Below are 17,076 nucleotides of genomic sequence, written 5' to 3'. Positions count from 1 at the left end.
AACCGTTCGAGGGCCGCAATGAAGCCAGAAGACGCACTGTCGGTCGGGCAAGAACCAGACGATGACGAAACCGAGTTCGCGCCATCCTTGCGCGAACAGGTTTATGAAGATCTGCGGTTCAGGCTGATCACCGGCAAGATTGCCCCTGGCGTCGGCATTTCGACACGAGGCCTCGCCCAGCAGCTCAATGTCAGCCAGATGCCGGTGCGCGATGCCTTGTCTCGCATAGCGAATGAAGGTGCGTTACAGATTCGGTCGAAACGGGCGGTCACCGTGCCGAAGATGACGGTCGAGCGCTTCGGCGAAATCATGGCTCTGCGGCTGCTGCTTGAACCGATGATGGCGGTGGCAGCGTTGCCGCACATAACGGCCGAACGTCTGCGCCTGATCCGTCAGGCCGATGCGGCGACGAATAATGCGCTGCGGGATGGAGATGTCACGGGTTACATGGAATCGAACTTCCGCTTCCATTCGTTGATCTATTCGGCGGCACAGATGCCGATAGCCAACCGCATGATCGAAAGCCTGTGGATGCAATTTGGCCCCTTCATGCGCGTGGTCTATGGTCGTTACGGCACCGCCAACATGATTGACCAGCACCAGGCCGCCACTGACGCCATCGCCGCATCAGACCCGGTCGCGGTCGAGGCCGCAATCCAGGCAGACATCGGCGATTGTTCGAGCCTGATGGCAGACTGGGACCGCTTGAACCTTTCCGCTTAAAGCAGAGACAGATAGGTATCGTATTCGAACCTGCTGATCCGATTGAGGAATTCATCGCGGTCTTGCCGCTTGCAAGCGATGAAGATGTCGCGAAATCGCTCGCCCAGAATGCTCGCGGCCAAAGTCGAACCGGCCATACGGTCGATTGCGGCACCCCATTCAATCGGCAGGCGCTCGCCCGAACCGGGTTGCATCGGATCCTGTGCGGACGGCGGCATCTCTCCCGCTTCGATCCCTTCGATCATCGCCCCCAGCATGGCCGCAAGCGTGATGTAGGGATTTGCGTCTGCGCCAGAGATACGGTGTTCGATCCGGGTAGACTTAGCATCGGCTACAATGACGCGCACTGCAGCCGAACGATCGTCAACGCCCCAGCCAGCCGATATCGGGGCGTGGGCATCGGGTCGGATGCGGCGGAACGAGTTGGCGTTCGGTGCGAAGGCCAGCATCGTCTCTGGCATCGCCCGCAAAAGGCCCGCTACTGCATGATGCAGGACATCGCTGGGCTGTCCGTCGCCTTGCGCTAGCACGTTGATTCCGGCGGAATCGAGCAGGCTTGCATGGATGTGCATCCCGCTGCCAGATGCATCTGCATAGGGTTTGGCCATGAAGGTTGCGCCAAGGCCATGGCTGCGGGCGATATCCCGGATCAGGCGTCGCAGCAGAATCGCGTCGTCCGCTGCGGCAAGCGCATCGGCGCGGTGCAGCAGATTGACTTCGAACTGGCCGGGCCCTGCTTCGCTGATCAGGCCATCGGCAGGGATGCCAAGCGCAGACGCTGCAGCAAAGATCGCATCAAACAGTGCACCATGGCGGGCCAGAGGCACGGTCGAAAGCGTGTCGTTGCGGCGCGGGTTGCCATCAGGCGGCACCGGCAAGCCGTTCTCCAGCTTGTAAAGATAAAACTCCAACTCGGTCGCTACCACCGGCACCAACCCCCGTGCGGCGTAGCGCGCAAGCACACGTTGCAGTGCGCCGCGTGGATCGGCATCGGCGGGCGCATCGCCCGCCTTCATCTCGATCAGCAATTGTGCGCAACCTTCGCCTAGCCAGGGCGCCTGCGCAAACCGCCCGGACACAGCTTGGCAAAGACCATCTGGATCACCCGTGCCGAAGGCCAGGCCGGCTGCCGGAACATCGCAACCCCAAGCGTCCTGCGCGAAAACCGAGAGCGGCATCGGCAGCCCTTTGGCCTCCAGCGCCTGCGCCTTGTCGCGTTCAAGCCATTTACCCTTTGGCGCACCATTGATGTCGGCAAGGAATGCTTCGATGCGCGTGATCTTCGGGTTCTGCGCAAGCCAATCGGTGAAGCTGACGTTCGTTTCATGCATAGTGTGATCACATATTGAATCTGGCTTGACCTGTCCAGCGCACTTTGAACAACCAGCTCTCGCATGCAGAAATTACCATCTTTCGGCGCGCCAGCTTGGGCCTTCAGCACCAGTTAGCTTGCACAGATTTGTCACTTCGGTAAGTTAAGAGCAATTCAGTGATCACACATTTCGGTGCAAGCGGATGTCCATGATACGAGCCTTTGATCCCGCCTCTAGCGCAAGCCGGCCCCTGCTGGGCATCGGCTGCTGTCAGCGCGAGTTCGAGGGAGAGCAAATTCATCGCGTTATCGATCGCTATGTACAGGCCCCAGCAGCCGTCTGTGATGCGGACATCGTTCTTGTCCCGGCCATGGAAGACGTTTCGGCAAGCGTCGGATTATCGCGCAGGCTGGACGGCCTCCTGCTGACAGGCAGCACATCGAACATGATGCCAGCGCGTTATGGCAAAGCGGACGGCAATGGTCCGTTCGATCCGGCACGCGATGCCACCAGCCTGCGGCTCGCCGCACAGATGGTCGAAGCCGGAAAGCCAGTCTTTGGCATCTGCCGCGGATTTCAGGAGCTCAATGTCCTGTTTGGCGGCAAGCTTTGCGATTTGCCCCATGGCGAAGTGCAGCACCACGCCCCCGACACGGCCTCCCTCGAGGAGATGTTTGCGCAAAGCCATCAAGTTGAACTCACTGATGGCGGGGTTCTGGCACAATGCTGGCAGACCGGCCATGCCACCGTCAACTCCGTGCACTTTCAGGGCATTGAGCGATTGGGCAATGGATTGCAGGTCGAAGCTATGGCCGACGACAGTCTCGTGGAGGCCTTCAGCCAGATATCAGCCAGCACTTGCGTCATGGCCGTGCAATGGCACCCCGAATGGGACTTTGCCACTAATCCGCAGTCTCACTGGTTCTTCGCTGCGCTAGGCGCTGCGATGCGGGGTGATGCCTTGCCCAAGATCACCTCCGCACTACCGGCCTGATCCCGAAAGATTGCTGCCAGCAGCAGCTCTCAGCGACGCTCCTGTTCGGCCCGCATTTGCGCAGCCCCGTTTCTGAAAAACGCAGGGTTGCGCACCAGCATAGCCAACATTGCCAGAAGACCAAGGCCGAAGATCACAAGACCGATCACGAACACCAGACCAACGCCGCCCAGATGCGACCCACTGCCGAAATCGGGGTCAAGGCTGTCTGACACGGTACGGAAGAAAAGCGCGCCGAGCACAACGCCACCGACCAGCGGCATCAGCAACCGGTTCAGGAATGCGCCGAATGAACTGAACCAGCTTGCCCGGAAGTACCACACCACGCTCAACGCGGTGATTGAATAGTAGAAGCAGATCATGATGCCGAGTGCCGTTATCGTGTCCCACAGCACGTGCTCGGAGATGAAGCGCATCACCGCATAGAAGACCGAAGACACGATCGAAGAAGCGAAGATGCCGACATACGGCGTACGATAGCGGGAGCTGATCTGCGCGAATTGCTTCGGCATGGCGCCATAGTGGCTCATCGCCAGAAGGGTGCGCGATGGGCTCACCATGGTAGATTGCAGGGATGCTGCCGAACTGCACAGCACCGCAATGGCCATGGCGACACTGGCCGACCCGAAAACAGCAGGCGCGAGGGCAAGGAAGACGTTGCGCTGCACGTCTGCGCTGCCCATGCCGACGCCTGTGGTTCCGGTGCCTGCAAACGCGATCGAGGCGACAGATGCCAGCACGTAGAGCAGCATGGTCACGCCCACAGTCAACGCTGCGGCAAGGCCCGGATTGCGCGCGGCATCCTCGGTCTCCTCGTTCATCGTCAGGGTGACGTCCCACCCCCAGAAGATGAAGATCGAAAGAGACAATCCCGCAGCAATCGCTCCGGCTGTGGTGACAGCGAAGGGATTGAACCATTCTGCCTGAATCGGCGTGTAATCGAAAGCAAGGCCCGCCTGTGCCTTGACCAGGGCAGTAATGCCAAAGCCAGCCATGACAATCACCTGCAAGCCCACCAGCAGATATTGCACGACCTTAGTGGTGTGCATACCCCGATAGGAAATGAATGCAGCCGCTCCCATGAAGGCGAGGCAGGTGGCAACATTGATGTACTTGTCGGCCGACAAGGCCGCGATCCCTGGCGCCGAGAATGCCTGTGCCAGCATCAGATAGAAGAAGTCGACCGCGATCCCCGCACTGTTCGAGAGGACCAGAACCGTCGATGCGACCAGTCCCCATCCTGCGAGCCAGCCCACATAAGGCCCGAATGCCAGAGTTGCCCAGGTAAAGGATGTGCCGTTGTCTGGGACTGCCCGGTTCAGTTCGCGATAGCCCATGGCCACAAGCAGCATCGGGAGAAAGCCGATCAGCAGGATCGCGGGAGTCTGTAAGCCTACCACCGAGACAATAGGCCCAAGCGCAGCCGTCAGCGTATAAGCCGGCGCAACGCACGACACGCCGATCACGATGGCTCCGATCAGGCCAACGCTGTTTCCGGCAAGACCTTTGCCATCCTTGGCCGCATATTGCGTCTTGGCCTCTGTGACCTCTGCCATTCGTGCTCCCCGTTGCGGCAACCTGTCCGCAGACCATTACCGTTGCCTTGGCTTTGCCGATCTGCCTGATCGATCCAGATCTGCAGCGCGTGCACACATTGCGCAATCTGCGATCCCACGCAAGAACCCATATCTACCTTTTCTTAGTGCAGGCTTTGTTATGGACAATCGTTGTCCGCTGAAATATGAGATCACAGATAGAGGAGCGCAAAAGCCTCGTCATCAAATCACGCCAGATTGCCCAGGAAGTCTCAGATGAATGTGAATGCGTCGTCCGTCAGGGCCTACGCCGCAATGCCGAGCTATTATGCGTCGAGCGCCAATCCCGCTCCTGACCGAATCGCGCTGAAGGGCAGTCATTCGTTTGACATCTGCATCGTCGGCGGTGGCTTCACCGGTCTGTCGGCAGCACTCGAACTGGTGCAGCGCGGCTTCAGTGTGGCCATCGTCGAGGATCAGCGCGTCGGCTTCGGCGCGTCAGGCCGCAATGGTGGGCAACTGATCAACGGTTACAGCCGTCCGCTGGATTTCCTTGCCGCAAAACTGGGCGAAGATCGCGCGCGTGATCTTGCTTCGGTCGCGCTGGAAGGCAGTGCCATCATCAGGGAGCGTGTCGCGCGCTTCGGCATTGCCTGCGATCTGGTTGACCGTTCTGCCGTCGTGGCGCTGACGCCCAAGCAGATGCGTTGGCTGGAAGGGCAGGCTGCAGTATGGGCAAGTTATGGCCACCCGGGCATGCAAATGATCGAAGGGGATGGCCTGCAACAGATCGTGTCCAGCCATCGCTATGTCGGCGCGATGGTTGATCCGCTTGGTGGACACTTTCACCCGCTGAACTACGTCTTGGGCGAAGCGGCGGCGTTTGAGGCAATGGGCGGCCGGATATTCGAGAACAGCCGCGTGCTGAAGATTACCGAAGGCGCCCGCCCGATGATCGAGACCGCGCAAGGCTGCATGACCTGCGACACCCTACTGTTGTGCGGCAATGCCTATCTCGGTGACGCAAAGCCCGAACTGACAGCCCGGATCATGCCAGTTTCCAGCCAGGTCGTAACGACCGAACCTCTGGGCGGGCTCGCCGAGGAGCTGCTGCCTGCCAATACCTGCGTCGAGGACGCAAACTACATTCTCGACTACTTCCGCCGCACCGCAGATGGCCGAATTCTGTTCGGAGGCGGCGTCGTCTATGGCGGAGGGGATCCGGCCAGCATCGAGGGGCGTATCTTGCCGGGCCTGCTCAAGACGTTCCCGCAATTGCGTGGGGTGCGGCTCGATCACGCGTGGAGCGGCAAGTTTGCTCTAACACTCAATCGGATGCCGCAGATCGGTCGCCTTTCGAGCAACGTGTGGTTTTCCCATGGCGATTCCGGGCACGGCGTGACCACAACCCAGTTGCTTGGACGTCTGCTTTCCGAAGCGATCGGCGGACAGATGGAACGCTTTGATATCTTCGCAAGCCTTCCCCACTATCCATTCCCCGGCGGGCGGCACTTCCGCGTTCCTCTGACGATCCTGGGCTCTCTCTGGTACGCTATGCGCGACCGGCTTGGCCTCTGAAACATACGCACGAGGGGGCAGAGCCGCCCCCTCGTCACCCCGTTCATTCCACAACGAAATAGTGTATCCGGTTCGCCCCGGGGATCTTTTCAGCCACGCCCACAAAGACATGCCGCGCCATCCAGTCGTGCGGGCCTTCGGGCACGTCGAACTTGGGCGTGACGCGCATATAATACTCGTCCGGATTAACGGGTTCATTGCGCGCCATGCGTTCGGCTACTTCGGGCGTGTAAGCCCACCGGTAGCCTCTGTTTTGCATGTAGATCACCGTGCCGTCATCAAGTTCAAGCAAGTAACGGGCATCGAAATCGATCACGCCGTCGGGGCGCTGGAGCGGCCAGTCACCACCGCTCATCGGAATCACCCGGCCGTTGACGCCTGGCCCCTCAATTGCTCCATCCACTGCATATACGCCGGCTCTGGTCGCGCCCATCGTGGTGGGTTTCAGCCAGTAAGCCTTGCTCAACGTCAATGAAATCGAGAACGCGTAGCGGAGCTTCGGTGCAAAGCTTTGCCAATCAATCAATCTCTGTCTCCCTCGCGATTACGAGGCGCTTGCATAAGCAAGGTATTTGATTAATCAATAAGAATAACGACAAGTGCCTATCAACCGGCTTATTCAGGACTCACGCGTGGACCAGATCGATCTATCCCTAAGCCTCGAACATGTGTTTGATATCAGGATCAATTTTGATCGTCGCTGGTCGACCGAGGCCATTCATCCGGGTGGGCCACGCTTCGCCTACACCTCAGTGGGAGCCGGGGGCACGGTCAGTGGCCCTCGCCTGCAAGGCCAACTGGTCGATCACAGCGGGGCAGACTGGCCAATGGTCCGCACAGACGGCGTAGTGGAACTCAATGCCCACTACATGATCCGGGCCGATGACGGGGCACTGATCTACATCCGCAACCTTGGGTATGTCCATGGCACGATTGACCGGCCTGGCCGCGATCCGATACATCCATACTTCCGCTGCACGCCCTACTTCCGCGCGCCGGACGGGGTGCACGACTGGCTGAACCGTACCGTCATCATCGGCAAAGGCGTCCGCCGTCCTAGTGTGGAAGGCAGTGGCGAACCCGACCATTCGCTGTTTCGCTATTACGCAGTTTTGTGACCTTCGCCTGGCGTCCCGTTCAAGGCAAGGTCGCGCAATTGGGAACCGATCTTTGCCAGCAATCCGTCAAGCTGGCCGCGCTCGTCATCAGACAATGAGGTCAACAGGAATTCATGGAAGGCATTGCGGCGGATTAGCGTGGCCTCGTGCTGTGCCCGGCCGCTTGCCGTGAGCCGCAGGATCGAGGTCCGCAGATCCTTGGGATTCTTGTGGCGTTCGACCAGTCCCTTCCGCTCGAGCGAGCCGATTGCGCGGCTGACCTCGGCAAGGTCAGCCCAGGCCAGTTCGGCAACACGGCCGGGCGTTCCGCCATCCTCTACCGCAGTAAGTCGCACCAGCACGCGCCATTCGGCGTAAGTCAGGCCGTCAACATCCATCAGGTCGCGGATGGTCATCCGATCCATCACCTTGGCCAGCAAACCGATACGAAAGGTCGGATAGTCCAGCCCGCTGATCTCCCAGCCAGGCAGCCCAAGGGCATCAACGGGCGCATCTTTGTCGCGTTGCCCTGTCACTGTCGATTTCAACTTTTCCGCCATCACGCACCCAAAAGTCCAGTTGTCGGGGTGTGCGCCCGGTTTGCACCACTGCCCGCCCGTGACTCAACCACAGAAAACGCTTGCCAGCAAGCACGCTCCTTGATTACTCAAACGTGTCATTGAGTAGTCAATGAGTTTGAACAAGGATGTCCAGCTTGCAGTTCCCCGCCACAGCCAACTTCACCGGGATCTTCGCACCTTCCGGAGTGGAGGCTGACGTCGCCCGCCTAGAAGTGCTTTCGGGCGCCGTCCCTGTCGATCTCGATGGGGCATTCTTCCGTGTCGCACCAGACCCCCAGTTCCCTCCACTGGCTGGAGACGACATCTGGTTCAACGGCGATGGCATGGTCAGCCGGTTCGGCTTTCGCGATGGCACGGTTTCACTGCGGCAACGCTGGGTACGGACCGAAAAGTTCGTGGCCGAACGCAAAGCCGGGCGCGCCCTGTTCGGAGCCTACCGCAACCCGCTCACCGATGATTCTTCCGTCGATGGGATGGTCCGCAGCACTGCGAACACCAACGTCATCGTGCACGCTGGCAAGCTCCTCGCGCTTAAAGAAGACAGCCCGCCGGTATGGATGGACCCTGCCACGCTTACGACGATCGACCCGGTTTATCGCTTCGGTGGCCGGATGACGTCCGAAACATTCACTGCACACCCCAAGATCGACGCGCGCACCGGCGAGATGCTTGCCTTTGGCTATGCCGCTCGTGGCCTGTGCACGCGCGACATGGCCTACTACGTGATTGGCGCCGATGGCGAAATCGACCACGAGGCTTGGTTCGAGCTGCCATACTACTGCATGATGCACGACTTTGCCTTCACCGATGACTACGTCGTGTTTCATGTCGTGCCGATCGTCGGATCGTGGGACCGACTGCGCGCCAACCTTCCGCACTTCGGCTTTGATCGCCAACGTGAAGTCTATCTTGGCGTGATGCCCCGGCGCGGGCAGGCGCAGGATCTGCGCTGGTTCCGCGCACCCACCTGCTTCGCCAGCCACGTCATGAACGCCCACAACGTTGGCAGCATCGTCAACTTTGACGTGCCGACCGCTGCAGGCAACATGTTTCCGTTCTTCCCCGACACCGAAGGCGCACCCTTTGACCCTGTGGCCGCTGCCGCGCGGATGATGCGCTGGACGGTCGACATGTCGGCTAACGATGATGGAATCCGGATGGCCCCTCTCGCCGATCTCGTCGGCGAATTTCCGCGGATCGACGATCGTTTCGCCGGTCGCGCAAACCGCCATGGCTGGCAGCTCGTCCAGGATGGCTCCCGGCCGGTGGACCTTCCTGGAATGCGCAGCGCCACCGGCCTGATGATGAACACGCTTGCGCGAATAGACTGCATCTCCGGTGAAACCGATACCTGGTGGGTCGGCCCGACAAGCTCCTTGCAGGAGCCCGCATTCATTCCCCGCCCCGGGTCAACCGATGAAGGCGACGGCTATCTGGTCGTGATCGAAAACCGCCTGGCGGAGAATGCCTCGCGCCTTCTCCTTTTCGATGCGCTGGACCTTGCCCCCGGCCCGATCGCTACAATTGCCATCCCGTTCCGCATTCGCCCCGGTCTGCACGGCAACTGGGCACAGACCACCAATCGCGCAGCCTGACGCATACTCGTACCACAAAGGAAATCTGAATGACTCTGGACGCGCAGGCGGCATACCCACGCCTTGGCATGTATATCGGCGGCCAATGGATAACCTCGGCAGACCGCAGCCACCGCGTCGTCAATCCGGCTACGGGTGAAACGCTTGGCGAACTGCCTCTGGCAAGTGCTGCCAATCTCGACGAGGCGTTGCATGGCGCAGAACGTGGCTTCCGCCAGTGGCGCGCAACGCCCGTGGCCGAACGTGCGCTAGTGCTGCATGAAGCCGCGCGATTGCTGCGGGCACGCGTCGATCACATTGCAGCAATTGCCACGCTTGAGGAAGGCAAGACAATTGCCGAGACGCGTATCGAGACCATGGCATGCGCCGGGCTGTTCGACTTCTACGCCGAGGAGGCCAAGCGAACCTACGGACGTGTGCTGGTACGCCCAGCGGGCACCCGTTCGCTGGTGGTCCACGAACCTGTCGGCCCTGTTGCAGCCTTCGCACCGTGGAACTTCCCGGTGCACAATCCGGGCAGAAAGCTTGGCGCACCCATTGCCGCCGGGTGCTCGGTAATCCTGAAGCCGGCTGAAGAGACACCGGCGTCGGCCATGGCCGTGGTCCAGGCCTTGATCGATGCAGGCTGCCCGACCGACGTCGTGCAACTGGTGTTCGGAGTGCCCGACGAGGTTTCGCGGCACCTGCTAGCCAGCCCGATCATTCGCAAGGTCAGCTTTACGGGTTCGACCGCTGTCGGCAAGCATCTGATCCGTCTCGCGGCGGATACGGTAAAGCGTACGACGATGGAACTGGGGGGACATGCGCCGGTCGTCATCTTCGACGACTGCGACCTCGAACGCACGGTCGAGACGCTGGCGATCGGAAAGTCGCGCAACGCTGGGCAAGTCTGTGTTTCACCAACACGTTTCTATGTGCAGGACGCCATCCACGATCGCTTCGTCGCCGCCTTCACCCAGCGGTATTGCGGCCTGAAGGTCGGCAATGGCCTGCACGCAGATACGCAGATGGGACCGCTGGCCAACAGCCGCCGCATCTCGGCCATGGCAGAGATCGTTGGTGATGCCGAAGTACAGGGCGCCCGCGTGCTTGGCGGAGGTGCGCGCAACGATGGGCCGGGCAACTTCTGGCAGCCAACGGTTCTGGCTGATGTGCCGCTCACCGCACGTGTCATGAACGACGAACCTTTTGGCCCGATCGCCGCCATTGCGAGGTTCCGCACGCTGGATGAAGCGGTAGACCAGGCCAATCGCCTGCCATTTGGCCTAGCCGCCTTTGCATTTACCGAAAACGCCCGACAGGCCAACCTCATCGCTGATGCGCTCGAATCCGGCATGGTTGGCATCAACACCACTGGCCTTGCTGCAGCCGACGCGCCCTTCGGTGGCGTCAAGCAGAGTGGTCATGGTGCAGAGGACGGTCCTGAAGGTCTGATGGCGTGTCTCGTAACAAAGACCATCCATCAGGTTTGAGCACACGTGGGGAAAGGAAATTCACGATGGCGACCAAGACCTTCGACGTGCATGAATTCATCGATGGACAGCGGCTCCGCCCGGTACATCTAGGGATCCTTGCCCTGTGCTTTCTCGTCATGTTCGTCGATGGTTTCGACATTTACATGGTCGGCAAGATCGCGCCCGCGATCGCGAAGGATTTCGGCATCGCCCCAGCCGCAATGACGCCGGTCATCGTCATGCAGCAAATCGGGCTTGCCGTTGGCGCGTTCCTGATGAGCCCACTTGGCGACAAGCTCGGACGCAAGCTGATGCTGCTCATCGCTTTTGCCATGTTCGGCGTTCTGACGATTGCGACAGCGTTCTCGCCCTCGATCATCGCGCTGGCTGCATTGCGCGGGATTACGGGTCTCTTCCTTGCAGCAGTCCTGCCCTATGCGGTCGCCCTCATCTCGGAATTCACGCCACTGCGCCAGCGCGCCATGTTCCTGTCGGCAGGCATGGCGGGGTACAGCCTCGGCAACGTCGCAGGCTCAATGACAGCACTGCTGGTTCCACGTTACGGCTGGGAAGCAGGGTTTCTGCTGGGTGGCGCAATGCCATTGGCCTTGCTGCCCGCCTTGGCCTGGGCATTGCCAGAGTCCATCGCCTTCCGTGCGGCCAGGAATCCGACCGATCCGGCGATCGCCCGGACTATCAAGCGCCTGGCCCCCAACGCAATGCTTACAGGCGAGGAGCATTTCGTCGCCCGCACGATCCATTCCGGCAAGGCCCGCGCCAACCCGCTGGACCTGTTTCGCGAAGGGCGCGGCACGATCAGCACGCTTTTGTTTGGCGCGTGCTTCTTTTCGATGGGCACGATCGCCCTCGTGGCGGCTTGGCTGCCGAGCTTCCTGCAGCAGATGGCAGGCGTTTCAATTCAGGACTTCGCCCGTTCCGCGATGATTGGATTGCTGGGTGGGATCGTCGGGATGATGTCAATCGGTGTCCTGCTTGACCGGGTCAACAGAAGCATCCCGATCCCGATCTTCTTCTTGGGCTATTCGATGGCCATCCTGCTTCTTGGGTTCGTGCCGTTCGCCAGCGTCTGGTTCACCCCTGCACTCTTCGCCATGGCGTTCTTTCAGGGTGGAGGCCAGGCTGGGCTGAACATGACGATGGCACGCGTATATCCAACCCACATCCGCAGCACCGGCATTGGCTGGGCTGGCGGTGCCGGCAGGATTGGTGGCGTAGTCTTGCCGCTGTTTGGAGGCCTCGCGCTGGCACAGGCATTTTCCTTGCAGATCACGCTTGCCGTCGTCGCAACGTTCCCTTTGACCGTTGCGGTCCTGGTCGCGTTCCTCAGCTGGGCGCTGGCAAGGTCTCCCATCCACCGCTGATCGCCTTGAACCAGATTCTATTTGATTAATCAAAGAATCGTTGACGGTTTTGTCGCAGTGAATTACTCAGTCATCTGATCATTATGGTTCAACGATGCGGCCAAGTCCTTGGGGAAAGGATTGGCGCACACAACCGGGAGGAAACCATGGGAACTATCCGAACAACTCTGCTGAGGTCGACAAACACAGTCGCTCTGGCTGCCGCTCTGGCTTTTTCCATCGCGTCCCCCGCCCTGGCGCAGAGATCCACCCCTGATGAGGGTGCGGGAGAAACCGGAAATCCAAGCGACGAGATTGTTGTCACCGCCACTCGGCAGGACGAAAAGCTCAGCAAGGTGCCCGTCAGCGTCGCAGCCTTCACGGCAGAGACCATGGACCGACAGGGCGTTCGCAACATCAACGACATCGCCCGCATCACGCCGGGTTTGAACTTCAGCAAAGACACCTTTGGTTCAGGCACAAGCACCAACATTTCGATCCGCGGAATCTCCTCGGGGTCGGGCGCAGCAACGACCGGCATCTATGTCGATGACGTGGCGATCCAGATCCGCTCGAACGCACAGACGGCCTTTGGCACAGCTTTCCCCAGAGTCTTTGATCTCGATCGCATCGAAGTGCTGCGCGGACCGCAAGGCACGCTGTTCGGCGCAGGTGCGCAAGGCGGCGTGGTCCGTTTCATCACGCCCAAGCCCAGCCTTGATGGCACAGAACTCTACGGGCGTGCCGAACTGGCCCTGACCCGCAGTGGCGACCCGAGCTACGAAGGCGGTCTTGCTGCTGGCTTTGCGATTGTTCCCGACAAGATCGGCGTCCGCGCAAGCGCCTATTACCGCAAGGATGGCGGCTGGGTCGATCGCAGGCCATTCAACGTGGCCACGCCAGGCAGCACTGAATTCTACGAGAACGCCAACGGCTCTGACACGCTGGCCCTGCGCGGCGCTGCCACGTTCCAGTTGGGCGAGACGGTCACGCTAACACCGTCGCTGTATTATCAGCGCGTGCGCAATGATGATACTGGCACGCTCTGGGGCAATCTGACCGATTCCTGGAAGGGTCGTTTCGTCAATGGATACTCGCTGGCACAGACCGCCAACGATCGCTTCATGTTGCCAAGCCTGAATATCTCGGTCGATCTCGGATCAGTGGAACTTGCCGCCGTTACGGCCTATTTCGATCGCAAGGGTGCCAGCGTTCAAGACTACACCAACCTCAATACGAATTTCATCTTCGAAACCCCGTATCCCTTCGTGCCTGGTTGGAAAGCACCGGGCCTCGCCACGGCGCGGCAGAAGGTGTTCTCGCAGGAGGTCCGGCTCTCCTCCACCGATCGTGATGCCCCGGTCCGCTGGACCGTCGGTGCCTATTACAGCCGCGCACGCCAGATCGAAAGCTTCAAGATCGAGGACCAGACCACCGCCCGGATTATTCCGTTGGAGGCGATCTTCGGCATCGGGCTGACCGATGGAAAGTACATCTTCACCTCTGCAAACGACACGGTGGACAAGCAGTGGGCGGTCTTTGCGCAATTCGATGCGCACCCCGCGCCCGGCCTCACCGCAACCCTCGGCCTGCGCTACAGCGGCACAACGTTCGATTACCGACGTGATCTTGGCGGTCCGCTCAATTACGCAGGAAGCGGTCCCGAAACCGTCACGACTACCGGCGTGCAGAAGGCCAAGCCATTCACGCCCAAGTTCGGCCTCAGCTACGAAATCGATGATGGCAACATGCTTTATGCTTCGGCAGCCAAGGGCTTTCGCGTTGGTGGCGTGAACCCTCCACTTTTCGCCAGCTGCCAGGTCAAGAACTATCCCTCGACCTTCGGGCCCGACACGACATGGAGCTTTGAAGCCGGGACGAAAAACCGTCTGTTTGGCGGAGCTCTGCGTACTGAAGCCAGCGTGTTTCACATCCGCTGGAACAATATCCAGCAATTCATCCTTGCCGGTTGCGCGGGCAATGGCTTCCGCGACAACATCGGTGGCGCACGCAGCCAGGGCTTTGACCTCCAGTTTACTCTGCGGGCCAGCAGCGCGCTGCAATTGAGCGGCTCGGTTGGATATGTCGATGCAAAGTACAACAAGACGGTCATTTCCGATGGCGTCACGTTTGCTCGCAAGGGAGACTCCCTCCCCGGATCGCCGTGGCAGTTCACCGGCAACGTCGATTATACCGCCGGCTTGAGCGACAGCACCAAGGGCTATCTCCACGCGGACATGCGCTACAACAGTCGCAACAACGGCAAGCTTGCCTCGTACGACGACCCCACGGCCTCGGGTTACGATCCCAACCTGCAATTCGATCCGGCCATCACTGAAGTGAACGCACGTATCGGCCTTCGCACAGGCCCGGTCGATGCATCGATCTTCGTGAACAATCTGTTCGATACAGCACCGCTGCTAGGCAAGTCACACGATACGGCAGCCTCTCCGCTTTACTACTACGGCACCGTTCGGCCCCGCACGGTCGGCCTGACGGTTACGTTCCGCAACTGACGGCAACCCCGCTGTGTCAGTGTCGGGTCTTCGACTGAAACTGACACAGCGGCCTGTCGCTCCGGGGGTAATGCTAAGCTACCATCCGGTCAGGTTTCGGAAAGCGAACATGGAGAATGGTGCGGTGACAGGTCCAGATTCCACATCGATGGAGGCGCTGTACAGGCGCCCAGGCTTCATGATCCGGCGCGCACACCAGATTGTTCTGGCCCTGTTCGATGAAGCTGCTGCAGACTTTGGCATCACCACCACGCAGTACAGCGTACTTCATGCCCTGCGGGCTCACCCACGGGTAGATCAGACCGCGCTTTGCGAACTCATCGGGATTGATCGATCAACCGCGACCGTGGTGCTGCGGCTTCTGGAAAAGAACGGTTTGGTCTTGCGCACGCAGGACACCGAAGACCGCAGGCGCAACCAGCTTTGCCTCACGCCAGAAGGCGAAGCACTGCTTTCGCGCACGGCCGTACTGACCGAAGCAATATCCGGCAGAATGCGCGACGCTCTAAGCGCTGACGAAATGGCCCAGCTGACCGCGCTGCTGGGCAAGTTCGTGACCGCCTTCAACGATCGCGTCCGCATCCCCCTGCGCCCAAACGCGGGTGCCGGACAACAAACTTAATCGCGATGAAAGATCCAAGAATGCCCGAAACGCTTTCCGCTCCTGTCGTTATTGTTGGCGCAGGTCCCGTCGGTTTGTGCCTTGCTCTCGATCTCGCCTCGCACGGGGTGGGCAGCATAGTTGCAGAACGCAGTCCGGCAGGCGCCAACGAAACGGTGCGCTGCAACCATGTCTCATCCCGCACAATGGAAACATTTCGCCGGCTTGGTTTCGCCTCCGAGGTCCGCGCGGTCGGATTGCCGGACGATTATCCCAATGATGTCGTGGTGCGGACCCAGGCAACCGGACGTGAATTGACCCGCATCCCCATCCCTTGTCGGCGTGATCGCTTCACGAAAAAGGATGTGCCCGATGGCTGGTGGCCGACAGCCGAACCCCCACACCGCGTCAACCAGATCTTCTTCGAACCGATCCTGCTGGAACGGGCACTCGCCAGTCCCTTGATCACGCTGATCAACGACGTCGAAGTGACGGATTTCACCGAAGCAGGCGATGCCGTAATCTGCGTGGCACGGAACACGCGCACCGGCCAGTCACTTCGCCTTGCCGGGCAGTACCTTGTCGGGTGTGACGGCGGCGGCTCAACGATCCGCAAGAAGATTGGCGCCGTTCTTGAAGGTGACGCGGTCATCCAGCGCGTCCAGTCGACATATTTCCGTGCGCCGGAATTGCTGGGCCTGATGAAGCACGATCCTGCGTGGATGAGCTATCTCTACATTGGCAACAGGGCGGGAAATCTGGTTGCCATCGATGGCAAGGAAACTTGGCTCCTGCACAACTATCTGTTGCCTCAGGAAAGCGACTTCGGCGAAGTCGACCGCGATTACTGGTTGCGCGCACTTCTCGGCGTGGACGAGGAATTCCACTACGAGATCATCCGCCAGGAAGACTGGATCGGCCGCCGCCTCGTTGCCGACAAGTTCCGCACTGGTCGCGCCTTCATTTGCGGTGATGCGTCGCACTTGTGGGTTCCCTATGCGGGATATGGCATGAATGCCGGGATTGCCGATGCCATGAACCTGTCATGGCAACTGGCCGCAACCATCAATGGTTGGGCCAGCCCTGCCATCCTCGATGCCTATGAGGCAGAACGACATCCCATCACTGACCAGGTCTCGCGCTATGCGATGAGCCACGCGCAGAAAGCGATTGCCGAGCGGCAAAGCATCCCTGCTGAAGTCGATAGCGACGGCCCTGAGGCGGAGGCCATGCGCGCGAGGATCGGGGCCGAGGCCTATGCTCTGCACGTACAGCAGTTTGCCTGCGCCGGTCTAAACTTCGGCTATTTTTACCCGGCCTCGCCGATCATCGCCTATGACGGCGCCTCTGCTCCAGCATATACGATGTACGACTATACGCCGTCGACTGTGCCCGGATGCCGCACGCCGCATTTCCTTCTCGCCGATGGAACCTCGCTCTATGACCGGATGGGTTCAGGCTACACGCTTCTGGTGTTGGAACAGGACACTGACATCGCGGCCCTGGTTCAAGCGGCCAGCCGTGCTGGCCTTCCGCTCACTGTTCTAGATCTGACAGAAGAGGCGCCGCCCGCAGCTTATGAGCATGCGTTGCTGCTCAGTCGCCCGGACTGCCATGTCGCGTGGCGGGGCCATGCGCTTCCGGCAGATGTCGACGCGCTCGTTGCCCGCCTGTCTGGCCACGCCCAGCCAGCGCTCGCCCTCGCCCACTGACCGGCAGACCTGCGGA

The 17,076-nt window shown here is 60.3% G+C and carries 14 protein-coding genes; 10 read left to right on the top strand and 4 right to left on the bottom strand.

Annotated elements, in window-relative coordinates; genetic code table 11:
- Positions 1–18 precede the first annotated feature (18 nt).
- Positions 19–723, top strand: a complete 705-nt coding sequence (locus IQ25_RS06545; protein WP_144903949.1) for a GntR family transcriptional regulator — start codon at positions 19–21, stop codon at positions 721–723.
- Here the strand turns inward: IQ25_RS06545 and IQ25_RS06540 are convergent.
- Positions 720–2,054 (bottom strand): glutamine synthetase family protein, encoded by a 1,335-nt coding sequence (locus IQ25_RS06540; RefSeq protein ID WP_144903947.1) that lies wholly within the window; start codon positions 2,052–2,054, stop codon positions 720–722. The genes IQ25_RS06545 and IQ25_RS06540 overlap by 4 nt on opposite strands.
- A gap of 190 nt (positions 2,055–2,244) precedes the next feature.
- Here IQ25_RS06540 and IQ25_RS06535 point away from each other — a divergent pair, with 190 nt between their 5' ends.
- On the top strand, positions 2,245–3,030 hold the full coding sequence (locus IQ25_RS06535; RefSeq protein ID WP_144903945.1) for a gamma-glutamyl-gamma-aminobutyrate hydrolase family protein: 786 nt from the start codon (positions 2,245–2,247) through the stop codon (positions 3,028–3,030).
- A gap of 29 nt (positions 3,031–3,059) precedes the next feature.
- Here the strand turns inward: IQ25_RS06535 and IQ25_RS06530 are convergent, their stop codons facing one another.
- The gene (locus tag IQ25_RS06530; protein WP_144903944.1) at positions 3,060–4,586 is read right to left on the bottom strand and encodes an APC family permease; all 1,527 of its coding nucleotides are present in this window, start codon (positions 4,584–4,586) and stop codon (positions 3,060–3,062) included.
- 255 nt (positions 4,587–4,841) lie between these two features.
- Between IQ25_RS06530 and IQ25_RS06525 the strand changes: the two genes are divergently transcribed.
- Complete coding sequence (locus IQ25_RS06525; protein WP_144903942.1) at positions 4,842–6,143, top strand: NAD(P)/FAD-dependent oxidoreductase; 1,302 nt, start codon at positions 4,842–4,844, stop codon at positions 6,141–6,143.
- A 43-nt stretch (positions 6,144–6,186) separates the two neighbouring features.
- Here the strand turns inward: IQ25_RS06525 and IQ25_RS06520 are convergent, their stop codons facing one another.
- On the bottom strand, positions 6,187–6,669 hold the full coding sequence (locus IQ25_RS06520) for a DUF3237 family protein (protein WP_144903940.1): 483 nt from the start codon (positions 6,667–6,669) through the stop codon (positions 6,187–6,189).
- A gap of 106 nt (positions 6,670–6,775) precedes the next feature.
- On the opposite strand from IQ25_RS06520, the gene IQ25_RS06515 reads away from it, so the two are divergent.
- The gene (locus IQ25_RS06515; RefSeq protein WP_158637683.1) at positions 6,776–7,261 is read left to right on the top strand and encodes a DUF3237 domain-containing protein; all 486 of its coding nucleotides are present in this window, start codon (positions 6,776–6,778) and stop codon (positions 7,259–7,261) included.
- On the opposite strand, the gene IQ25_RS06510 is transcribed toward IQ25_RS06515, so the two are convergent.
- Positions 7,246–7,788 carry a MarR family winged helix-turn-helix transcriptional regulator gene (locus IQ25_RS06510; protein ID WP_158637682.1) on the bottom strand — a complete coding sequence of 181 codons (543 nt, stop codon included), beginning with the start codon at positions 7,786–7,788 and terminating at the stop codon, positions 7,246–7,248. The two genes, IQ25_RS06515 and IQ25_RS06510, sit on opposite strands and share 16 nt — an antisense overlap.
- A gap of 158 nt (positions 7,789–7,946) precedes the next feature.
- Here IQ25_RS06510 and IQ25_RS06505 point away from each other — a divergent pair, with 158 nt between their 5' ends.
- The 6 genes from IQ25_RS06505 to IQ25_RS06480 all read left to right on the top strand — a co-directional run bounded on the left by IQ25_RS06505 (position 7,947) and on the right by IQ25_RS06480 (position 17,060).
- On the top strand, positions 7,947–9,416 hold the full coding sequence (locus IQ25_RS06505; RefSeq protein ID WP_144903933.1) for a carotenoid oxygenase family protein: 1,470 nt from the start codon (positions 7,947–7,949) through the stop codon (positions 9,414–9,416).
- A 29-nt stretch (positions 9,417–9,445) separates the two neighbouring features.
- Complete coding sequence (locus IQ25_RS06500; RefSeq protein WP_144903931.1) at positions 9,446–10,888, top strand: NAD-dependent succinate-semialdehyde dehydrogenase; 1,443 nt, start codon at positions 9,446–9,448, stop codon at positions 10,886–10,888.
- Positions 10,889–10,914: 26 nt separating this feature from the next.
- Entirely contained in the window at positions 10,915–12,252 is a 1,338-nt protein-coding gene (locus tag IQ25_RS06495) for an MFS transporter (protein WP_144903929.1), read from the top strand.
- A 146-nt stretch (positions 12,253–12,398) separates the two neighbouring features.
- A complete protein-coding gene (locus IQ25_RS06490; protein ID WP_158637681.1) occupies positions 12,399–14,747 on the top strand; it encodes a TonB-dependent receptor in 2,349 nt (782 codons plus the stop codon).
- Positions 14,748–14,925: 178 nt separating this feature from the next.
- Positions 14,926–15,369, top strand: coding sequence for a MarR family winged helix-turn-helix transcriptional regulator (locus IQ25_RS06485; protein WP_158637680.1), 444 nt, complete (start codon positions 14,926–14,928; stop codon positions 15,367–15,369).
- Between the two features lie 20 nt (positions 15,370–15,389).
- On the top strand, positions 15,390–17,060 hold the full coding sequence (locus IQ25_RS06480; RefSeq protein ID WP_144903923.1) for an FAD-dependent oxidoreductase: 1,671 nt from the start codon (positions 15,390–15,392) through the stop codon (positions 17,058–17,060).
- Positions 17,061–17,076: the final 16 nt, after the last annotated feature.

Source organism: Novosphingobium taihuense, assembly GCF_007830315.1.
Lineage (GTDB): Bacteria > Pseudomonadota > Alphaproteobacteria > Sphingomonadales > Sphingomonadaceae > Novosphingobium > Novosphingobium taihuense.
Note: the sequence above shows the minus strand (reverse complement) of the source record. Positions and strands in the feature narration are given on the sequence as shown.

Bases quoted from the DNA above. Each gene is read 5' to 3' on its own strand.
- IQ25_RS06530 (WP_144903944.1), bottom strand. From the start codon at position 4,586: ATGGCAGAGGTCACAGAGGCCAAGACGCAATATGCGGCCAAGGATGGC.
- IQ25_RS06485 (WP_158637680.1), top strand. From the start codon at position 14,926: ATGATCCGGCGCGCACACCAGATTGTTCTGGCCCTGTTCGATGAAGCT.
- IQ25_RS06540 (WP_144903947.1), bottom strand. From the start codon at position 2,054: ATGCATGAAACGAACGTCAGCTTCACCGATTGGCTTGCGCAGAACCCG.
- IQ25_RS06545 (WP_144903949.1), top strand. From the start codon at position 19: ATGAAGCCAGAAGACGCACTGTCGGTCGGGCAAGAACCAGACGATGAC.
- IQ25_RS06490 (WP_158637681.1), top strand. From the start codon at position 12,399: ATGGGAACTATCCGAACAACTCTGCTGAGGTCGACAAACACAGTCGCT.
- IQ25_RS06480 (WP_144903923.1), top strand. From the start codon at position 15,390: ATGCCCGAAACGCTTTCCGCTCCTGTCGTTATTGTTGGCGCAGGTCCC.
- IQ25_RS06505 (WP_144903933.1), top strand. From the start codon at position 7,947: ATGTCCAGCTTGCAGTTCCCCGCCACAGCCAACTTCACCGGGATCTTC.
- IQ25_RS06525 (WP_144903942.1), top strand. From the start codon at position 4,842: ATGAATGTGAATGCGTCGTCCGTCAGGGCCTACGCCGCAATGCCGAGC.
- IQ25_RS06500 (WP_144903931.1), top strand. From the start codon at position 9,446: ATGACTCTGGACGCGCAGGCGGCATACCCACGCCTTGGCATGTATATC.
- IQ25_RS06535 (WP_144903945.1), top strand. From the start codon at position 2,245: ATGATACGAGCCTTTGATCCCGCCTCTAGCGCAAGCCGGCCCCTGCTG.
- IQ25_RS06495 (WP_144903929.1), top strand. From the start codon at position 10,915: ATGGCGACCAAGACCTTCGACGTGCATGAATTCATCGATGGACAGCGG.